General features: G+C 71.2%; 19 protein-coding genes. 8 read left to right on the top strand and 11 right to left on the bottom strand.

The window, feature by feature from the left end:
• Positions 1–115 precede the first annotated feature (115 nt).
• The 3 genes from PBV52_RS06185 to PBV52_RS06175 all read right to left on the bottom strand — a co-directional run bounded on the left by PBV52_RS06185 (position 116) and on the right by PBV52_RS06175 (position 3,374).
• Positions 116–1,141, bottom strand: a complete 1,026-nt coding sequence (locus tag PBV52_RS06185; protein ID WP_274237268.1) for a 6-phosphofructokinase — start codon at positions 1,139–1,141, stop codon at positions 116–118.
• A gap of 241 nt (positions 1,142–1,382) precedes the next feature.
• Positions 1,383–2,111 (bottom strand): type 1 glutamine amidotransferase, encoded by a 729-nt coding sequence (locus PBV52_RS06180; protein WP_274237267.1) that lies wholly within the window; start codon positions 2,109–2,111, stop codon positions 1,383–1,385.
• 24 nt (positions 2,112–2,135) lie between these two features.
• Positions 2,136–3,374 carry a MurT ligase domain-containing protein gene (locus PBV52_RS06175; protein WP_274237266.1) on the bottom strand — a complete coding sequence of 413 codons (1,239 nt, stop codon included), beginning with the start codon at positions 3,372–3,374 and terminating at the stop codon, positions 2,136–2,138.
• Positions 3,375–3,485: 111 nt separating this feature from the next.
• Between PBV52_RS06175 and def the strand changes: the two genes are divergently transcribed.
• Positions 3,486–4,025 carry a peptide deformylase gene (gene def, locus PBV52_RS06170; RefSeq protein WP_274237265.1) on the top strand — a complete coding sequence of 180 codons (540 nt, stop codon included), beginning with the start codon at positions 3,486–3,488 and terminating at the stop codon, positions 4,023–4,025.
• 69 nt (positions 4,026–4,094) lie between these two features.
• Here the strand turns inward: def and PBV52_RS06165 are convergent, their stop codons facing one another.
• Positions 4,095–4,739: a TetR family transcriptional regulator gene (locus PBV52_RS06165; RefSeq protein ID WP_274237263.1), complete on the bottom strand. Its 645-nt coding sequence runs from the start codon at positions 4,737–4,739 to the stop codon at positions 4,095–4,097.
• A gap of 176 nt (positions 4,740–4,915) precedes the next feature.
• On the opposite strand from PBV52_RS06165, the gene PBV52_RS06160 reads away from it, so the two are divergent.
• A complete protein-coding gene (locus tag PBV52_RS06160) occupies positions 4,916–6,142 on the top strand; it encodes an acyl-CoA dehydrogenase family protein (protein WP_274237262.1) in 1,227 nt (408 codons plus the stop codon).
• A 95-nt stretch (positions 6,143–6,237) separates the two neighbouring features.
• On the opposite strand, the gene PBV52_RS06155 is transcribed toward PBV52_RS06160, so the two are convergent.
• The 5 genes from PBV52_RS06155 to PBV52_RS06135 form a co-directional block, all read right to left on the bottom strand.
• Entirely contained in the window at positions 6,238–6,474 is a 237-nt protein-coding gene (locus PBV52_RS06155) for a DUF6213 family protein (protein ID WP_274237261.1), read from the bottom strand.
• 25 nt (positions 6,475–6,499) lie between these two features.
• Positions 6,500–7,894 carry an NADP-dependent succinic semialdehyde dehydrogenase gene (locus PBV52_RS06150; protein ID WP_274237260.1) on the bottom strand — a complete coding sequence of 465 codons (1,395 nt, stop codon included), beginning with the start codon at positions 7,892–7,894 and terminating at the stop codon, positions 6,500–6,502.
• 76 nt (positions 7,895–7,970) lie between these two features.
• The gene (locus PBV52_RS06145; RefSeq protein ID WP_274237259.1) at positions 7,971–8,444 is read right to left on the bottom strand and encodes an NUDIX domain-containing protein; all 474 of its coding nucleotides are present in this window, start codon (positions 8,442–8,444) and stop codon (positions 7,971–7,973) included.
• Between the two features lie 16 nt (positions 8,445–8,460).
• Complete coding sequence (locus PBV52_RS06140) at positions 8,461–9,999, bottom strand: ATP-dependent DNA ligase (RefSeq protein WP_274237258.1); 1,539 nt, start codon at positions 9,997–9,999, stop codon at positions 8,461–8,463.
• A 51-nt stretch (positions 10,000–10,050) separates the two neighbouring features.
• The gene (locus tag PBV52_RS06135) at positions 10,051–11,010 is read right to left on the bottom strand and encodes an NAD(P)/FAD-dependent oxidoreductase (protein ID WP_274237257.1); all 960 of its coding nucleotides are present in this window, start codon (positions 11,008–11,010) and stop codon (positions 10,051–10,053) included.
• A gap of 77 nt (positions 11,011–11,087) precedes the next feature.
• Here PBV52_RS06135 and PBV52_RS06130 point away from each other — a divergent pair, with 77 nt between their 5' ends.
• The 6 genes from PBV52_RS06130 (at position 11,088) to PBV52_RS06105 (ending at position 16,582) form a co-directional block, all read left to right on the top strand.
• Positions 11,088–11,660, top strand: a complete 573-nt coding sequence (locus PBV52_RS06130) for a helix-turn-helix domain-containing protein (protein WP_274237256.1) — start codon at positions 11,088–11,090, stop codon at positions 11,658–11,660.
• Positions 11,661–11,764: 104 nt separating this feature from the next.
• Complete coding sequence (locus tag PBV52_RS06125) at positions 11,765–12,742, top strand: NADPH:quinone oxidoreductase family protein (RefSeq protein ID WP_274237255.1); 978 nt, start codon at positions 11,765–11,767, stop codon at positions 12,740–12,742.
• A complete protein-coding gene (locus PBV52_RS06120) occupies positions 12,739–13,920 on the top strand; it encodes an acyl-CoA dehydrogenase family protein (RefSeq protein ID WP_274237254.1) in 1,182 nt (393 codons plus the stop codon). The genes PBV52_RS06125 and PBV52_RS06120 overlap by 4 nt, the downstream gene beginning before the upstream one ends.
• Entirely contained in the window at positions 13,917–15,002 is a 1,086-nt protein-coding gene (locus PBV52_RS06115; RefSeq protein WP_274237253.1) for an acyl-CoA dehydrogenase family protein, read from the top strand. Before PBV52_RS06120 ends, PBV52_RS06115 begins: the two co-directional genes overlap by 4 nt.
• 195 nt (positions 15,003–15,197) lie before the next feature.
• A complete protein-coding gene (locus tag PBV52_RS06110) occupies positions 15,198–16,061 on the top strand; it encodes a phosphatidylinositol-specific phospholipase C/glycerophosphodiester phosphodiesterase family protein (RefSeq protein WP_274237252.1) in 864 nt (287 codons plus the stop codon).
• Positions 16,062–16,387: 326 nt separating this feature from the next.
• Positions 16,388–16,582 carry a hypothetical protein gene (locus PBV52_RS06105; protein WP_274237251.1) on the top strand — a complete coding sequence of 65 codons (195 nt, stop codon included), beginning with the start codon at positions 16,388–16,390 and terminating at the stop codon, positions 16,580–16,582.
• Between the two features lie 3 nt (positions 16,583–16,585).
• Here the strand turns inward: PBV52_RS06105 and PBV52_RS06100 are convergent, their stop codons facing one another.
• Positions 16,586–17,824, bottom strand: a complete 1,239-nt coding sequence (locus tag PBV52_RS06100; RefSeq protein WP_274237250.1) for a phosphodiester glycosidase family protein — start codon at positions 17,822–17,824, stop codon at positions 16,586–16,588.
• 75 nt (positions 17,825–17,899) lie between these two features.
• A complete protein-coding gene (locus PBV52_RS06095; protein ID WP_274237249.1) occupies positions 17,900–18,259 on the bottom strand; it encodes a DUF779 domain-containing protein in 360 nt (119 codons plus the stop codon).
• Positions 18,260–18,322: the final 63 nt, after the last annotated feature.

Below are 18,322 nucleotides of genomic sequence, written 5' to 3'. Positions count from 1 at the left end.
TGATTCGTGGGGGTTGTGCAAGTCTGTCCGCACACAGACTAGAACTGCCCCCGGCCGCAGCTGCGGCCGGGGGCAGACTGTTCAGCCCTGTACGACGTGATCTATACGACGTGATCTAGAGGACGCACTCGGCCTCTTCGTACCGCTCCACGGGAACCGTCTTCAGCGTCTCCACGGCCTCCGCCAGCGGCACCATCACGATGTCGGTCCCGCGCAGCGCCGTCATGTGGCCGAACTCCCCACGGTGCACGGCCTCGACCGCGTGCCACCCGAACCGCGTGGCGAGCACCCGGTCGTACGCGGTGGGCGTACCGCCCCGCTGTACATGCCCGAGGATGACCGGCCGCGCCTCCTTGCCCAGCCGCTGCTCCAGCTCGATCGACAGCTGGCGCGCGATCCCGGCGAAGCGCTCGTGCCCGTAGACGTCCTTGCCGCCCTCGTCGAAGGCCATCGTGCCGGGAGCAGGCTTGGCCCCCTCCGCGGCGACGACGATCGCGAACCGCTTGCCCGCGTCGAACCGCTCGCCGACCCGTCGAGCCAACTCCTCGATGTCGAAGGGCCGTTCCGGTACGACGATGGCGTGCGCGCCGGCCGCCATGCCGGAGTGCAGCGCGATCCAGCCGGTGTGCCGTCCCATGACCTCGACGACCAGCACCCGCTGGTGGGACTCGGCGGTGGTCTTGAGCCGGTCCAGGGCCTCGGTGGCCACACCCACGGCCGTGTCGAAGCCGAAGGTGACGTCCGTGACCGCGATGTCGTTGTCGATGGTCTTCGGCACACCCACGACGGGCAGACCGCTGTCCGACATCAGCCGGGCGGCCTTCAGCGTGCCCTCGCCGCCGATCGGGATGATCGCGTCGAGGCCGAGCTCCTCGACATGGCCCTTGGCCCGCTCCACACCGTCCCGCAGATGGGAGGGCTGGACCCGGGAGGAACCGAGGATCGTGCCGCCGCGGGCGAGGATGCCACCCACCGCGTCGAGGTCGAGCTTGAGGTAGTCGCACTCCAGGAGGCCCTTCCAGCCGTCCCGGAACCCGATGACCTCGTCGCCGTGGTCGACGACGGCACGGTGCACGACGGACCGGATGACGGCGTTCAGGCCGGGGCAGTCGCCGCCGGACGTGAGGACACCAATGCGCATAGCCCGAAAAACCTTCTCAACGTGGGCCGGGACCGGACCACGCTGTCCGGCTCGAATCCCCGCCACCCTAGCGGCATCAGGGGGCGGGGCCGAAGCACGCGTCCGCCTGCTGGACGACCCCGCTCACCTGTGCGGACGGCCCGTCAGACGGGCTGGTGACTGCAGACTGGAATCGAGAGAAACGAGCCGTCGGGCGGGCTGTCGCCCGACGGTGTTCACGCAGGCTGCAGCACGGCTGTGGTCACGCCGGCTGCTGCGCGGCCGCGATGCGCTCGTTGCGCAGCGCCTCGTACCAGCGGTCGTCGGTCGGCGGCAGCGCGTTCACATCGAGCGCCAGCTTCAGCAGCAGGTCGGCGATGAGCGGGTTCCGGGCGAGCACCGGGCCGTGCATGTACGTACCGAAGACCGTGTCGTTGTACGCCCCCTCCGTGCCGTCACCGGTTCCGTTGCCGTTGCCGAGGCGGACCTGGGCGAAGGGGCGGGCGGTGGGGCCGAGGTGGGTGACGCCCTGGTGGTTCTCGAAGCCGGTCAGCGGGGGCAGGCCGAGCCGCGGGTCGATGTCCCCGAGGACGTCACCGACGCACCGCTCGCCCTCACCGCGCACGGACACCACGTCGATCAGCCCGAGGCCGGGCTCACGCTGACCGAGGTCGTTGATGAACTCGTGCCCGAGGATCTGGTAGCCGGCGCAGACGGAGAACACGATCGCGCCGTTCTCGACGGCCCGGTGCAGACCGCCGTCCCGGCGCAGCCGCTCGGCCGCCAGCCGCTGCGGACGGTCCTCGCCGCCGCCGATCAGGTAGATGTCGCCGGAGGTCGGGATCGGCTGGTCACTGCGCACGTCGAGGCGGGCCACGTCGAGGCCGCGCTGCCGGGCCCGTCGCTCCACGACGAGGACGTTGCCCTGGTCGCCGTAGGTGCTGAGCAGGTCCGGGTAGATCCAGACGACCCGCAGTTGGTTGTCGCTCACTTGAAGTCCCCTGAAATCTCGTGCTCAGTTGCCGACGCGGCGGCGCAGGTCCTGGAACGCGGTGTAGTTGGCGATGACCTCGATCCGGCCCGGCGGGCTCATCTGCACGGCCTGGTCGAGGTTGTCGCAGACCTGGAACTGCTGGTTCGCGACCTCCAGACGCACCGCGAGGTCCAGCTTGCGGTCGCCGATGACACAGATCGGGTGCCCGGTCAGGCGCGTGTAGTCGACGTCCCACAGCCAGGAGGTGTCCGTGCCGTCGGCGCCTCGCGCGTTCACCGAGAGGATCACCGGGGTCGGCGGCGGGTCGATGAGGGAGAACGTCTCCAGCCACCCGGCCGGGTTCTTGGCGAGCAGCAGCCGCAGGTCCCGCTCCTGGAACTGGACCACGTCGTAGCGCCCGGCGACGGCCTGCACCTGGTACATCCGCTCCAGGGCGACCTGCGGCGGCACGCCGAACACAGCCGCCACGGCGGCCGAGGACGCGGCGTTGGCCTTGTTGGCGCGCCCGGGCAGCTGCAGATGAATGGGCCAGGCGGAGCCGTGCGGATCGAGGACATGGTCACCGGAGAGCGCCCAGCTGGGCGTCGGCCGCCGGAACCCGCACTCACCGCAGAACCAGTCGTCTCCCGGCCGCCGCATCACACCACCGCACGACGGGCAGGACCAGGCGTCGTCCTTCCACATCTGCCCGGCGGCGACCCAGATCACATTGGGGGAGGAGGAGGCCGCCCACACGACCAGCGGGTCGTCGGCGTTCGCGATGATCACGGCCTTCGAACCCGCGAGCCCCTCGCGCCAGTTCTCGGCGAGCATGCGGGTCTCGGCGGCGCGGTCCAGCTGGTCACGGGAGAGGTTGAGCAGCGCGATGCACTTGGGGTCGGTGTCCCGGGCGACCCCGGCGAGGTACTTCTCGTCGACCTCGATCACGCCGTAGCGCGCTTCCGAGCTGCCCGCGAGCGCCGAGGTGATGCCGGCGGGCATGTTGGCGCCGAGCGCGTTGGACACGACGGGACCGGCGGCCCGTAGGGCCTCGGCGATGAGCCGCGTCGTGGTGGTCTTGCCGTTGGTCGCCGACACCAGGACCACGTCCAGGTTCTGCGCGAGCCGCGCGAGCAGGTCGGGGTCGAGCTTGAGTGCCACCCGGCCGCCGATCACCGAACCGCTGCCGCGCCCCGCAGCACGCGATGCCGCCGCGACCGCCTTGCCCGCGGTCACGGCGAGCTTGGCCCGCGGCGTGAGCGGGTCCGAGTTCCCTGACATCAGTTCTCGATCCTCCTTGCGTACGCGCCGCGCCTCCGACTGCCGGCAACGTGGTGGTGGTCAGCCTATCGAGATCCATTCGCACTCCCGAATCGCCGTACCCTTGCGGCCATGCGGAACGGCTCCATTCCGGGCGCACACGGGCGCGTCCGTCCCCTCACCCTGCTCGGCGACCCGGTGCTGCACGCACCATGCAAGGAGGTCACCGACTTCGGCCCCGAACTGGCGACGCTGGTGGAGGACCTGTTCGCGACGATGTACGCGGCCGAGGGTGTGGGCCTCGCCGCGAACCAGGTCGGGGAGCCGTGGCAGGTGTTCGTATACGACTGCCCGGACGACGAGGACGTACGACACCTGGGCCATGTGGTGAACCCACGGCTCGTGGAGACGGACGGCGTGGTGCTCCGCGGCCCGGAGGGCTGCCTGTCCCTGCCGGGCCTGGAGGCGGGGACGGAGCGGTACGACCATGCGGTGGTCGAGGGTTTCACGATGACGGGGGAGCCGCTGACGATCCACGGCACCGGGTTCTTCGCCCGCTGCCTCCAGCACGAGTGCGACCACGTGGAGGGCACGGTGTACGCGGACCGTGTGAGGGGCTGGCGCCACCGCCGCCTGATGCGACAAGTGGCCCGAGCGTCCTGGCGCCGGTGACAGTCACGCCCTCAGGGGCGCGGGGAACTGCGCGATCAACCCCCACCGGCCCGCAGCCGCATGACAACCTCAGAACCCCGGACCGCCCATCTTGTCCCCGGCCGCAGCCAACCGTCCCCACAGAAGGTCGGCCAAACTACGCACCAACTGCGCACGCGAACACGGCCGTTCGCCCAGCCACCAGTCCCCGGCCGCGTGCATCATCCCGACGATCCCGTGCCCCCACACCCGAGCCAGCTGCTGACTCCCCGGCCCGAGGTCCAACCGCTCCTCGATGACGGTGGCCAGTTCCTCGCCCATCCTGCGGAGCAGCGGCGCGCTGTGCTTGCCGACGTCGAAGCCCGGGTCGCCCGGCTGGCCGCCCTCCGCCGGATGCATCAGGAACCGGTACACCTGAGGCCGTGCCTCAATCGCGGCGAGGTAGGTGTCCAACGTGGCCTCGACGCGCTCGCGCCGGTCGGCAGGGGCATCCAACGCCGCCCTGAGTGAGTCCAGCAGCGCATCCGTGTGACGCTTGGCCAACGCCGCGTAAAGTCCACCCTTGTCGCCGAAGTGGCGATACAGAATCGGCTTCGTAATGCCCGCCTCGGCCGCGATCGCGTTCATCGAGGCCTGTGGCCCGTCGCGCAGCACCACCCGGTCGGCGGCCTCCAGCAGCTCGCGCCGACGGCGGTCGGCCGACCGCTGCTGTTCGGTCCGCTGTGTGGTGTCCATGAGCTCTCCCCCTGCTGAATCGGTGACGCCTGCGCAAACTAACACTCAGGCTGTCTCCATCATCGAACGGGCTGCCGATCGTTCATCGCGGGTTGACTTTACCTACTCACGGGTAACAAACTAGGGTTACCGCTAGTAACAAGCATCAAGCATGCACGTACGCCGCTGGAGGGGACATGGCCGAGTTCACCATGGAGCTCAACGACGAACAGAAGGAGGTCCGGGACTGGCTGCACGGCTTCGCCGCCGATGTGATCCGCCCCGCGGCCGCCGAATGGGACGAGCGTGAGGAGACTCCCTGGCCGGTCATCCAGGAGGCCGCGAAGGTCGGCATCTACTCGCTCGACTTCTATGCCCAGCAGTACTTCGACCCGACCGGTCTCGGCATCCCCACGGCGATGGAGGAGCTGTTCTGGGGTGACGCGGGCATCGCCCTGTCGATCGTCGGCACCGGCCTCGCCGCCGTCGGCGTCCTGGCCAACGGCACCGAGGAGCAGATCGGCACCTGGGTGCCGCAGATGTACGGCGATGCCAACGATGTCAAGCTCGCCGCGTTCTGCTCCTCCGAGCCCGACGCCGGGTCGGACGTGGCCTCGATGCGGACGCGTGCCGTGTACGACGAGGCCAAGGACGAGTGGGTGATCAACGGCACGAAGACCTGGGCGACCAACGGCGGCATCGCCAACGTCCACGTGGTCGTGGCGGTCGTCGACCCGGACCTGGGCTCCAAGGGCCACGCGTCCTTCATCATCCCGCCGAACACGCCGGGCCTGGCCCAGGGCCAGAAGTTCAAGAAGCACGGCATCCGTGCCTCGCACACCGCCGAGGTCGTCCTGGACAACGTGCGGGTGCCGGGCTCCTGCCTGCTGGGCGGCAAGGAGAAGCTGGACGAGCGGCTGGCGCGGGCTCGGGAGCGGGCCAAGGCGGGCGGCGAGCGCGTGAAGAACGCGGCGATGGCCACGTTCGAGGCTTCGCGGCCGGCCGTCGGTGCGATGGCCGTCGGTACGGCCCGTGCCGCGTACGAAGTCGCCCTCGACTACGCGATGACCCGCGAGCAGTTCGGGCGGCCGATCATCGACAACCAGGGCGTGGCGTTCCAGCTGGCCGAGATGGCGACGCAGATCGACGCGGCGCGACTGCTGGTGTGGCGTGCGTCCTGGATGGCGATCAACGGGAAGCCGTTCACCGCGGCCGAGGGGTCCATGTCGAAGCTGTTCGCGAGCGAGACGGCGAAGAAGGTCACGGCGCAGGCGATACAGATCCTGGGCGGCAACGGCTACACGCGGGAGTACCCCGTGGAGCGGATGCACCGGGACAGCGCCATCTACACGATCTTCGAAGGGACGAGTGAGATCCAACGGCTGGTGATCGCCCGTACGTTGTCGGGGATGCCGATCCGGTAGTGCTGTGGGGGGTTCTGCGCGATGCGGTCTGCGGCTGCGTCGTGGCTGGTCGCGCAGTTCCCCGCGCCCCTTGGGCGCGTCACCGATCCGGTGCCCTACGGCGCGCCCCCGCTGCTGTGCGCAATGCACGCCACATCGATCCGATCCGCAAGCTTCGCCAGCTCGATGGTCAGCGCGGCCACCGTGTCCTCGTCGAGCCCGTCCTCCCCGGCCTCGACAAGGTGCAGCCACCGACCACCCACCGTGCGCAGCAACTTGCTCACATCGGCCGCAGCCACCTGCAAGGTCCCGTGGGCATCGACGATCAGCGGCAGAGTCACTTCGCGGTTCACACCCGGGATCGTAGCTCCGCAGCGTTCACGCACCGTGCCAAACGGTAGTGATGTTGCAGAACTCGCGGATTCCGTGCCCGGACAGCTCACGCCCGTACCCGGACCGCTTCACGCCGCCGAACGGGAACGCCGGATGGGACGCCGTCATGCCGTTGACGTACACACTCCCGGCCTCCAGATCCCGTACGAACCGGTCGACCTCGGCCTCGTCGCGCGTCCACACGTTCGAACTCAGCCCGAAGGACGAGTCGTTGGCGATCAGCACCGCCTCGTCCAGATCGCCCGCCCGGTACAGCGTGGCCACCGGACCGAACGCCTCCTCCCGGTGGATCCGCATCTCGCGGGTGATGTCGGCGAGGACGGTGGGCGCGTAGTACCAGCCCGGTAGTTCGGGCCTGCGGAGCTGGTGACCGCCGCACAGCACGGCCGCTCCACTGCGCCGGGCGTCGTCGACGAGTTCCTCCAGATCGGCCCGCCCCTTCTCGCTCGACAGCGGGCCGACCTCCGTCTCCTCCCGCATCGGGTCGCCGACCACCAGCGCCTTCATGCCCTCGACGAACCGTTCGGCGAAGGCGTCGTAGACGTCCGTGTGCACGATGAACCGCTTGGCGGCGATGCACGACTGCCCGGTGTTCTGCACGCGCGCGGTCACCGCGATCTGCGCGGCCCGGTCGAGGTCGGCCGACGGCATGACGACGTACGGGTCGCTGCCGCCCAGTTCCAGCACCGTCTTCTTGATCATCTCCCCGGCGGTGGCGGCGACCGCGCGGCCGGCCGGCTCGCTGCCGGTCAGCGTGGCCGCCTTGACGCGGTCGTCGCGCAGGACGTCGTCGACCTGTCCGGAGCCGATGAGCAGGGTCTGGAAGCAGCCCTCGGTGTAGCCCGCGCGGTGGAACAGGTCCTCCAGGTACAGGGCGGTCTGGGGAACGTTCGAAGCGTGCTTCAGCAGGCCGACGTTGCCCGCCATCAGCGCCGGGGCCGCGAAGCGGACCACCTGCCACAGGGGGAAGTTCCACGGCATCACCGCGAGCACCGGGCCCAGCGGGCGATAGCGCACCCGCACCCGGGAGGCGCCCGAGTCCTTCACGTCGGACTCGGCCGGCTCCTCGTCGGCGAGCAGTTCCTCGGCGTGGTCGGCGTACCAGCGCATCGCCTTGGCGCACTTGGCGACCTCCGCGCGCGCCTGCTTGATGGGCTTGCCCATCTCGGTGGTCATGACCCGGGCGATGTCCTGCTGGTCCTGTTCCAGGAGATTCGCGGCCTGGAGCAGCAGGCGCCCGCGGTCGACGAAGCTCGTCATCCGGTACGTGCGGAACGTGGCCTCGGCGAGCTGGAGCCGGCGCTCGATCTCCTCGGCACCCATGGCCTCGTACGTCTTGAGCGTCTCGCCGTTCGCCGGGTTCACCGTTGCGATGGGCATGACCGACCTCCTGGGAGCGGGCTGATGCTTCGACCTTCGCGCGAGGCGGTGGGTACCGCAACGCGTGTACGGCCGCTCAGGCCGAGTGCTCCGCCAGCCGGTCGAGAAACGTGGCCTGGGCCTTGACGATCACCTCGCGCGCCCGGTCGACGCCCAGCCACTCCACCCGGTCCAGTTCCGGGAAGTCCTGGGTCTGCCCCGAGCGCGGCGGCCACTCCATCCGGAACGTGCCGGGGACCACCGTCGCCGGGTCGAGGTCGGCCTCCACCGCCCACACCGTGACGATCTTGCCGCCTGACTGCCTGACCTCGCCGAGCGGCACGGCCTCCCCGTCGGGCGGCGCCAGCCCCAGTTCCTCCCGGAACTCGCGGCGGGCTGCCTCCCAGGCGGGCTCCTCGGGGTCGTACTCGCCCTTCGGGACCGTCCACGCCCCGGCGTCGCGCTTGGCGAAGAACGGGCCGCCCATGTGGCCGAGCAACACTTCCAGGCCGCTGTCGGTGTGGCGGAAGAGCAGCAGGCCCGCGCTGTGCTTCCCGCGGGACGACGTCACGGCTTCACCTCTGCGGTCATGGCTTCACCTCGGGGTGCGCGGCGAGCAGGGTCTCGACCGTGTCGGCCTCCTGAGGCCTCTTGTCCTCGCGGTAGCGGACCACGCGCGCGAAGCGGAGGGTGACGCCGGCCGGGTAGCGGGTGGACCGCTGCAGACCGTCGTAGGCGATCTCGACGACGAGTTCGGGGCGTACGCTCACCCCCCAGCCCTTGGCCTCCACGGCCAGCTCCTGGAGCCGCTCGGTCTGCCAGGTCAGCATCGCGTCGGTCATGCCCTTGAAGGTCTTGCCGAGCATGGCGAAACCGCCGTCCGCCGTACGGGCCCCCAGGTGGAGGTTGGAGAGCTTGCCGGTTCTGCGGCCGTGGCCCCATTCGGCGGCCAGCACCACCAGGTCGAGGGTGTGGACGGGCTTGACCTTCAGCCAGGAGGCGCCGCGTCGGCCCGCGCTGTAGGGGGCGTCCAGGGCCTTGACGACCACGCCCTCGTGGCCGCGTTTCAGGGTCTCGGCCAGGAAGTCCTCGGCCCGCGCGAGGTCCTCGGGGCCGGACACCAGCGTGCGGCGCACCCGCATCGGCTCGGGGACCAGCCGGGCCAGTTCCGCGTGCCGCTCGGTGAACGGCAGGTCGAGCAGGTCGCGGTCGTCGACGGACAGGACGTCGAAGAAGACGGGGGAGACGGGGACCTCCTTCGCCGCCGTCGCCACGTCCACGCGGGAGCCGACGCGGCCCGCGGTCTCCTGGAAGGAGCGGGGGCGGCCCGTGTCGTCGAAGGCGATGACCTCGCCGTCCAGGATGAAGCGCTCCCCTCTCAAGTCCCTTGCGGTCGCGGTGAGTTCGGGGAGGCGGTCGGTGATGTCGTCCAGGGTGCGGGTGTAGATCCGCACGGTGTCGCCGTCGCGGTGCAGCTGGACGCGGATGCCGTCCAGTTTCTCCTCGACCGCGCAGGCGTCGAGCTTGTCGACCGCCTCCGCCACCGACGAGGCGCTGTGCGCCAGCATCGGCAGCACCGGGCGGCCCACGGTGAGCCGGAAGCGGGCGAGGGCGGCGGGGCCGTCGGAGAGCAGGGCCTGGGCCACCGTCTGGAGCGATCCGGCGAGCATCACCGCCCGCCGGACGTCCGCCGGCGGCGCCTCGGTCGCCTGGGCCAGGCCCTCCACCGCCACGGCGTCCAGGGCGCCCTGCCGCACCTCGCCGGTGAGCAGCCCGAGCAGGAAGCGCTGCTCGCCCTCCGTGGCCGTGCCCATCAACTCGCCGACCAGCCGGGCCCGTTCGGCCTGCGAGCCCGTGCCGGACACCTTGCCGAGCCCGGTCAGGCGCGCGTCCACCTCGCGCACGGTGAGGGTGGGCTCGGCGGCCGGGGCGACCGGGCGGCTCAGCACCTTCCAGCCGATGCCGAGCCGCCCCTGTGGCAGGCGCCCCGCCAGATACGGGATGACGATCGGCACGTCGTCCGCCTCGGCGCCCCGGAACAGCTCCGCGAGCAGAGCGATCTTCCGGGACCGCGCCGAGGTCGCGGCGACCTCCTGGGACACACGGGCCAGCCGGGTGAGCAGCATGCAGCCATGCTGCAACGGAAGCGGGCGCTCTACACCCGCACGGTGGCGGTTCTACGCCGGTACGGCCGCGTCCAGGTCGGTCATCAGCAGCTCCCCGTTGATGAAGGCCCCCGCCCGGTAGCCGCCCGCCGCCGCGTTCACGACCTGCTCGGCGAAGCCCATCGCGTTGCCGACCGTCCAGACGCCCGGCACGGACGTCAGCCCGGTCGGGTCGACCACCGGATACGAGCCGAAGGGCGTCTCCCGGAGCTCGGCGCCGAGCTTCTCCAGCAGCCCGGTCTGCGGCACCGCGCGCGGCGCGACGAACAGCACCTCGCGCGCGTGCGCCGTGCCTTCCCCGGAGGGGGTACCCCCGGCGAGGCGTACGCCCGTGAGCCGGTCGTCCTCGATCACGAGCCCGGCCACCTCGCCGGGGACCACCTTCACCCCGGCCGCGGCAAGCCTGCGCAGGTCGTCGTCCGAGAGATCGGACTCGGCGACCTCGTGCAGGAAGAAGGTCACGTCCTTCGACCACTGCGACACCATGAGGGCCTGGTGCACGCTCATCGGGGTGGTCGCCAGCACGCCGAAGGCCTGGTCGCGGACCTCCCAGCCGTGGCAGTACGGGCAGTGCAGCACATCCCTGCCGAAGCGCTCGGCGACGCCGGGGACGTCCGGCAGCTCGTCCTTGAGGCCGGTGGCGATGACGAGCCGTCGGGCGTGCACGTGCCGTCCACTCGCCAGCGCGACCGCGAAGCCCTCGCCGCGCGAGACGTCCACCGCCCGGTCCCGGACCAGCTCGACGCCGTACCGCGCGATCTCCTCGCGTCCGACGGCCAGGAACTCGGCGGGCGGCATGCCGTCCCGGGACAGATAGCCCTGCATGTGGGCGGCGGGCGCGTTGCGTGGCTCGCCGGCGTCGACGACCAGGGTGCGGCGCCGGGCGCGGCCCAGGACGAGGGCGGCGGACAGGCCGGCCGCGCCGCCTCCGACGACTACGACGTCGTACTGCTCGTTGTCCTTCTCGGTCATGGTGACCACCTCCACGACGACGGTCGCTCCACAGACGCGGGATTGACAAACGGCTTTGCCGATTCTGCAATATGGCCATGAGTACCGACGACGTTCTCGCCGAAGTGGGGCCACGGCTCAGGAGGCTGCGCAAGGACCGGGAGGTGACGCTCGCGGCGCTGTCCGAGACGACCGGTATCTCCGTCAGCACCCTGTCCCGGCTGGAGTCCGGTCTGCGCAAGCCCAGTCTGGAGCTGCTGCTGCCGATCGCGCAGGCCCACCAGGTGCCGCTGGACGAGCTGGTCGGGACGCCCCCGGTGGGGGACCCGCGGGTAAAGGCCGAGCCTCTCGTCCGGCACGGGCGCACCTACTGGCCGCTCACCCGGCAGCCCGGTGGCCTCCAGGCCTTCAAGGTGCTGGTGCCGGGGCGCAGGGAAGAGCCCGAGCCGCGCACCCATGAGGGGTACGAGTGGCTGTACGTGCTGTCGGGGCGGCTTCGGGTCGTGCTGGGCGAGCACGACGTGGTGATGGCGGCGGGAGAGGCGGCCGAGTTCGACACGCGGGTGCCGCACTGGTTCGGGTCGACGGGGGAAGGGCCGGCGGAGTTCCTGAGCCTGTTCGGGCCGCAGGGGGAGCGTATGCACGTACGGGCGCGTCCCCGGAAAGCGTGACGGACGCGACTGTTCCCCTGCGGACTGTTCCCTGATCGGCAAGCGACCGCTTAGTATGCAAACCGACCCCGGTCAGACGAAGCAGTCCCCCGTGGAGGCCCCGCATGCAGGCATGGCAAGTGCACGAGAACGGTGAGCCGAGCGAGGTGATGCGCCTCGAGGACATCGAGACGCCCACGCCCGGTGACGGCCAGGTCCTGCTGAAGGTGCGTGCCGCGAACATCAACTTCCCGGACGCGCTGCTGTGCCGGGGGCAGTACCAGGTCAGGCCGCCGCTGCCGTTCACGCCGGGTGTGGAGATCTGCGGCGAGACCGCGGACGGGCGCCGCGTGATCGCCAACCCCGTGCTGCCGTTCGGCGGTTTCGCCGAGTACGCCGTCGCGGACGCCGCCGCACTCCTGCCGGCGCCCGACGCGCTGGACGACGCCGAGGCCGCCGCCCTGCACATCGGCTACCAGACCGGCTGGTTCGGTCTGCACCGGCGGGCCGGGCTGGAAGCCGGCGAGACGCTGCTGGTCCACGCTGCCGCTGGAGGGGTCGGCAGCGCGGCCGTGCAGCTCGGCAAGGCCGCCGGTGCGCGGGTCGTCGGTGTCGTGGGCGGGGCCGAGAAGGCGGCCGTGGCCAGGGAACTGGGCTGCGACGTCGTCATCGACCGGCGTGCCGAGGACGTCATCGCAGCCGTGAAGGAAGCCACCGGCGGCCGGGGCGCCGACGTCATCTACGACCCCGTCGGCGGCGAGGCCTATGCCCAGTCCACCAAGGTCGTCGCCTTCGAGGGGCGGATCGTGGTCGTCGGCTTCGCCAGCGGCGCGATCCCCAGCCCTGGGCTCAACCACGCCCTGGTGAAGAACTACTCGATCCTCGGCCTGCACTGGGGCCTGTACAACACCAAGAACCCGAAGCTGATCCAGCACTGCCACGAGCAGCTCACCGAGCTGGCCGCCCGCGGCGCGATCAAGCCGCTGGTGAGCGAGCGCGTACCGCTGGGCGGGGCCGCCGCAGCCGTGCAGCGGGTCGCCGACGGCGTCACCACGGGGCGCGTCGCCGTGATCCCGGGACTCACCGAAGGAGGAGCGGCATGATCGACGCCGCCGAACTGCGCCGCCGTACGGCGGAGTTGCTGGCCGCGCACCCGCCGGCCACCACCGACCGTCTGGAATTCCTGCGCGCCCGCTTCGACGCGGGTCTGGCGTGGGTGCACTATCCGGAGGGCCTCGGTGGACTGGGTGCCCCGCGCTCCCTCCAGGTCGTCGTGGACGCCGAGCTGGAGGCTGCCGGAGCCCCCGACAACGACTCGCGCCGCAATGGCATCGGGCTCGGCATGGCCGCCCCGACCATCCTCAAGTACGGCACCGAGGAGCAGAAGCAGCGCTATCTGCGGCCGCTGTGGGTGGGGGAGGAGGTCTGGTGCCAGCTGTTCAGCGAGCCCGGCGCCGGCTCCGACCTCGCCGCGCTGGGCACGCGGGCCGTCCGTGAAGGCGACGAATGGGTCGTCAACGGGCAGAAGGTGTGGACGTCCGGCGCGCACAACTCCCGCTGGGCCATCCTCATCGCCCGCACCGACCCGGATGTGCCCAAGCACGCCGGCATCACGTACTTCCTCTGCGACATGACCGACCCCGGCGTCGAGGTCCGGCCGCTGCGTCAGATCACCGGCGAGGCCGAGTTCAACGAGGTCTTCCTGACCGACGTCCGCATCCCGGACTCGTGCCGCCTCGGTGAGATCGGCGACGGCTGGCGGGTCGCGCAGACCACGCTGAACAACGAGCGCGTCGCCATCGGCGGCATGCGGCTGCCCCGTGAGGGCGGCATGATCGGCCCGGTCTCGAAGACCTGGCGCGAACGCCCCGAGCTGCGCACCCACGACCTGCACCAGCGGCTGCTGAAGTTGTGGGTGGACACCGAGGTCTCCCGCCTCACGGCGGAGCGGCTGCGCCAGCAGCTCGTCGCGGGCCAGCCCGGCCCCGAGGGCGCCGGCATGAAGCTCGCCTTCGCCCGCCTCAACCAGGAGATCAGCGGCCTTGAGGTCGAACTCCGCGGCGAGGAGGGCCTGTTGTATGACGACTGGACCATGCGCCGGCCCGAGCTGGTGGACTTCGTCGGCCGCGACGCCGGCTACCGCTACCTCCGCTCCAAGGGCAACAGCATCGAGGGCGGGACCACCGAGGTCCTGCTGAACATCGTCGCCGAGCGCGTTCTGGGCCTGCCCAGCGAGCCGCGCACCGACAAGGACGTCGCCTGGAAGGACCTCGCCCGATGAGCACCCAGCCCGACCTGCTGTACTCGGAGGAGGAAGAGGCGCTGCGGGCCGCCGTGCGGGATCTGCTCGCCGACCACTGCGACGCCCCCGGCGTCATCGCACGCACCGAGTCGGACGCCCCGCACGACCTGGCGGCCTGGAAGGCGCTCTGCGACGGTATGGGCCTGGCGGGGCTCCTGGTCCCGGAGGCGAAGGGCGGCCAGGGTGCCACGCACCGCGAAGTCGCCGTCGTGCTGGAGGAGTTGGGGCGCGCGGTCGCTCCCGTGCCGTACCTGACGAGCGCCGTCGTCGCGACCGAGGCTCTGCTGGCCTGCGCGGGCGAAGGGGGCCTGCTCGGCGAGCTGGCATCCGGCCGGCGGATCGGAGCCCTCGCCGTCGCGCTGAGCGTGGTCCCCGGCGGGGCCTACAAGGTCGTGCGGCATGAAGGCGGCGCCCTCCACGGGGAGTTGACCGGCATCGCGGACGCGGCCGTCGCCGACGTGCTGCTCGTGCCCGCGGACGACGGTGGCCTGTACGCCGTGGACGCCGATGCCGTGACCGTCACCCCGCAGGTGTCCCTGGACCTGACCCGGCCGGTGGCGACCGTGGTTCTGGACGGTGCGGCCGGCCGTCTGCTGGGGGACGCCGAGCCCGCCGTACGGCGAGGGCTGCGCGCCGGGGCCGGGCTGCTCGCCTCCGAGCAACTCGGGGTGGCCGAATGGACGTTGACCGAGACGGTCCGCTATCTGAAGGACCGCAAGCAGTTCAACCGCCCCGTCGGCGGCTTCCAGGCCCTCAAGCACCGGCTCGCCCAGCTGTGGCTGGAGGTCGTCAACCTGCGCGCGGCAGCGCGGGCCGCCGCCGACGCGCTCGCGACGGGCGAGGACGTCGACGTGGCGGTGGCCGTCGCCCAGGCGTACGCGGCGCCGGTCGCCGTGCACGCCGCCGAGGAGGCGCTGCAACTGCACGCCGGTATCGGGATGACCTGGGAGCACCCGATCCATCTGTATCTGAAGCGGGCCAAGGCCGACTCGATCGCCTACGGCACCGCGGGCGCCCACCGTGCGGCGCTGGCCGAACTCGTCGACCTGCAGGCTCCCTGACCTACACCTGCGCGAAGCGCACGAAAAAGCCCGCCCCACCTGGGGCGGGCTTTTTCGTGCGCCCTGCACGGACGAAGTGAACGCAGGACGGCAGTCCGGTCAACTCCCTGCCCGCCTCTGCTGTTTGTGGCCTTCGGAATCGCATACTCGCAGCGGTTCCCTACGCCCCTATCGCCCCTGTCAGGGAGGCAGAGCATGGCCCTCACCACCCGTCGCAGAGCCCTCACCACCCTCGGCGCCGCCCTCGCGGGCACAGTCGCGCTGCCCGCCACCCGTGCGCCGGCGAGCGAGCAGAAGCACGGACCGCGCCCGTTGTGGCGGGCGCACGCCCACAACGACTACGAGCACCCGCGCCCCCTCCTCGACGCCCTCGACCACCGCTTCGGCAGCGTCGAGGCCGACATCTACCTGGTCGGCGACCAGCTCCTCGTGGCCCACGACCCCGAGGACCTCGACCCCACCCGCACCCTGGAGTCCCTCTACCTCGACCCGCTGGCCGCCCGCGTCCGGGCCAACCACGGCTCGGTCCACCGGGGTTACCGCAAGCCGATCCAGCTGCTCATCGACATCAAGACCGAGGGCTCGTCGACGTACCTCGAACTCGACAGGCACCTGAAGCGGTACAGGCACCTGTTCACGACCTACGCCCACGGCCGCGTGTTCCCGGGCGCGGTCACCGCCGTGATCTCCGGCGACCGCGCCGCCCGGGTGCCGATGGAGGCCCAGACCGTGCGCCGGGCCTTCTACGACGGCCGTCTCGCCGACCTCGGCAGCACCGCGCCCGCCTCCTTCATCTCGCTGATCAGCGACAACTGGACGCTCAACTTCACCTGGATGGGCGTGGGCGCCTTCCCGGACGCCGAGCGGCAGAAGCTGCGCGGCATCGTCCGGGCGGCGCACTCCCGGGGGCAGAAGGTGCGCTTCTGGGCCACCCCGGACGTGGCCGGAGCCGCCCGGGACGCCCTGTGGGGCGAGCTGCTCGCCGCCGATGTCGACTTCCTCAACACCGACGACCTCGCCGGCCTGGAGGCCTTCCTCGACGCCCACCGGACGGCCTAGGCCGTGTCCGCAAAGTCCCGCCTGCCCCGCGACGCCTGGCACGTACTCTCGCCGCACCGAGCGAAAGCCCAAGTACGTCCAGTACGAGGGCTTCCGCCCGGCACGCCGAGAGCACGCACCAGGCGCCGCGGGGCCCGCCCTCCGGGCGGACGACGGGACTTTGCGGACACGACCTAGGGCCTGCCCTACGCACACCGCCGGGCATGTCGCGCGGGACACCACACGTTCGGAGTACAGCTCAGCCGCCCGGACGAACCCTCCGCTACGCCACACTTACGGCCGAACGCCGTGAACCGGGCAAGGCGGCGTGGCGGAGGAGGTTGACGATGGCCATTTCCATCTCTGTGGTGCTGCTGCTGTTCATCCTGGCGGTGATCTTCGTGCGCAACGGCGGGCTGAAGGTCACCCACGCGCTGGTGTGCCTGCTGCTCGGCTTCTACCTGGCCAGCACGAGCATGGCGCCCACCATCAGCAGCGGTCTGACGGCCACTGCGGACATCGTCAGCAGCCTCAGACCGTGACCGTCAGGGAGCCGAGAACACTCCGATGCCGTTCGGGACGGGGCGTTCCACGCCGTCGGACGGGTGGTTGCGTACGGAGACCGCCGCGGCTCCCGGCTCGCGGGCGACCAGCGTCGACGAACCGCCACCGTCCAGGCTGAAGGCGTCGACCGAGCCCAACTCCCGCATGACCGAGGCCACTTCGGCGATGGTCAGGCCGGTGCGGAACTCGCGCGCGCCGTCCAGCGCGAGCAGCAGCAGGCGCCGGCCACCGTCCGCGATGCCCACGGCGGTCCGCACGGCCGAGGCCCTGTCGTCGAGGCCGGGCAGCGGCTTTCCGTCGTTGAGCACCGGATAGCCGCCGAGGGCGAAGCGGTACGGGACCCGGGCCGCCGACGCCACCAGCCGGTGCCGCACCTTCACCTCCTCGCCCGCGAAGAACTTCCGCAGCTCCTGCGCGCCCGCCTCCCGGCCTACGAGGACGGTGGTACCCCGGGCGATCGACCCGCTCCCAGGGGTGTCGGCCGTAGACACGACCCGGCCGCGGCGGACCGTCACCTCGTAGGTGTCGGTGCTGCACGGAGCCGCCCGGTCCGTGTCCGTGCCGCAGGTGGCACGCACCCGGGAGGCGCTGCCCCACGCGGCGGTGAACGCCCCGATGGAGCCCACCGGCAGCGCGTACTGGTTGAGCCCGCGCAGCGGCAGCCGGCCCTCGGGTGTGCGGATCGAGCCGACGAGGCTCAGGCCGTCCAGCCGGGCCCTGCGGTCGACGCCCACGCCGAGCACGTCCTCGGTGCTCGTGCCGGGCGGCAGCGCCGGTCCGAAACGCTGGCCGTCCGGCACCGCCGCCTTCAGCGCCCGGCCGCGCGCGATCGCCGGACCCACGCTCGCGCCGGTCGCCTGGACGCCCGGGTGCTGGGTCTCGCTGATGTTGAAGAAGTCGCCGTTCACGCCCGCGACGGCACCCTGCGCGGTGGCCTGCTGCGAGACGGTCGCCCGCGCCGCCACCGCCCCCGGATGCAGCAGATCGAGACGTACGTGCGGATTGCGCAGGTCGACGGTGAGCAGGTGGGCGTGCGTGGTGCCCTTCGCCGCCGCGATGTCGAACTCGTCGTACGCGACACCCGGCGCGATCGGGGTGCCCCACTCCGCGGCGCCGGCCGGGGCCGCCCCCATCAGGGCCGCACCGGCCAGCGCGCTGAGTGCCGTGAGCAGCGTGAGCGCCGCTCTGCCTGCTCCGAACCGTTTCTGACGACGCGTCATGGTCCCCCCTGATGTCTCGTCAAATGTCCCAGGGCTCAGGGGAAGTGCACCAGACCGCGATGACCTGCGGGGTTGCTAGGCGTCGACGACCCGCGAACGGGTGAGGAAACGCACCCCCTCGGGTGCCTCCAGCGAGAAGCCGCTGCCCCGGCCCTCGACGACGTCGACGATCAGCCGGGTGTGGCTCCACGCCTCGTACTGACTGCGCGCCATCCAGAACGTCACCGGCTCCGCCACCCCCTCGACGTTCAGCTCCGCGAGCAGCACGTCCGAGTCGCCCGTGCGGAACTCGCCCTCCGGGTAGCACATCGGTGCGCTGCCGTCGCAGCAGCCGCCGGACTGGTGGAACATCAGCGGGCCGTGCGTCGCGCGCAGAGTGCGCAGCAGGTCGGCGGCCGCGGGAGTGAGTTCGACGCGCGGGGTCTCCTCATACATGGCGGCAAGGGCAGCACAGGCAACGTTGCGAGAGGGTTGCGCCCGTTGCGACCCGCTCCGACC

Source organism: Streptomyces sp. T12 (assembly GCF_028736035.1).
Taxonomy (GTDB): Bacteria; Actinomycetota; Actinomycetes; order Streptomycetales; family Streptomycetaceae; genus Streptomyces.
This window is presented reverse-complemented; position numbering and strand designations above follow the sequence as displayed.

Coding starts and splice junctions, on each gene's coding strand:
- PBV52_RS06115 (WP_274237253.1), top strand. CDS start 13,917: ATGAGCACCCAGCCCGACCTGCTGTACTCGGAGGAGGAAGAGGCGCTG.
- PBV52_RS06105 (WP_274237251.1), top strand. CDS start 16,388: ATGGCCATTTCCATCTCTGTGGTGCTGCTGCTGTTCATCCTGGCGGTG.
- PBV52_RS06100 (WP_274237250.1), bottom strand. CDS start 17,824: ATGACGCGTCGTCAGAAACGGTTCGGAGCAGGCAGAGCGGCGCTCACG.
- PBV52_RS06150 (WP_274237260.1), bottom strand. CDS start 7,894: ATGCCCATCGCAACGGTGAACCCGGCGAACGGCGAGACGCTCAAGACG.
- PBV52_RS06110 (WP_274237252.1), top strand. CDS start 15,198: ATGGCCCTCACCACCCGTCGCAGAGCCCTCACCACCCTCGGCGCCGCC.
- PBV52_RS06125 (WP_274237255.1), top strand. CDS start 11,765: ATGCAGGCATGGCAAGTGCACGAGAACGGTGAGCCGAGCGAGGTGATG.
- PBV52_RS06160 (WP_274237262.1), top strand. CDS start 4,916: ATGGCCGAGTTCACCATGGAGCTCAACGACGAACAGAAGGAGGTCCGG.
- def (WP_274237265.1), top strand. CDS start 3,486: ATGCGGAACGGCTCCATTCCGGGCGCACACGGGCGCGTCCGTCCCCTC.
- PBV52_RS06130 (WP_274237256.1), top strand. CDS start 11,088: ATGAGTACCGACGACGTTCTCGCCGAAGTGGGGCCACGGCTCAGGAGG.
- PBV52_RS06185 (WP_274237268.1), bottom strand. CDS start 1,141: ATGCGCATTGGTGTCCTCACGTCCGGCGGCGACTGCCCCGGCCTGAAC.
- PBV52_RS06165 (WP_274237263.1), bottom strand. CDS start 4,739: ATGGACACCACACAGCGGACCGAACAGCAGCGGTCGGCCGACCGCCGT.
- PBV52_RS06175 (WP_274237266.1), bottom strand. CDS start 3,374: ATGTCAGGGAACTCGGACCCGCTCACGCCGCGGGCCAAGCTCGCCGTG.
- PBV52_RS06095 (WP_274237249.1), bottom strand. CDS start 18,259: ATGTATGAGGAGACCCCGCGCGTCGAACTCACTCCCGCGGCCGCCGAC.
- PBV52_RS06135 (WP_274237257.1), bottom strand. CDS start 11,010: ATGACCGAGAAGGACAACGAGCAGTACGACGTCGTAGTCGTCGGAGGC.
- PBV52_RS06120 (WP_274237254.1), top strand. CDS start 12,739: ATGATCGACGCCGCCGAACTGCGCCGCCGTACGGCGGAGTTGCTGGCC.
- PBV52_RS06140 (WP_274237258.1), bottom strand. CDS start 9,999: ATGCTGCTCACCCGGCTGGCCCGTGTGTCCCAGGAGGTCGCCGCGACC.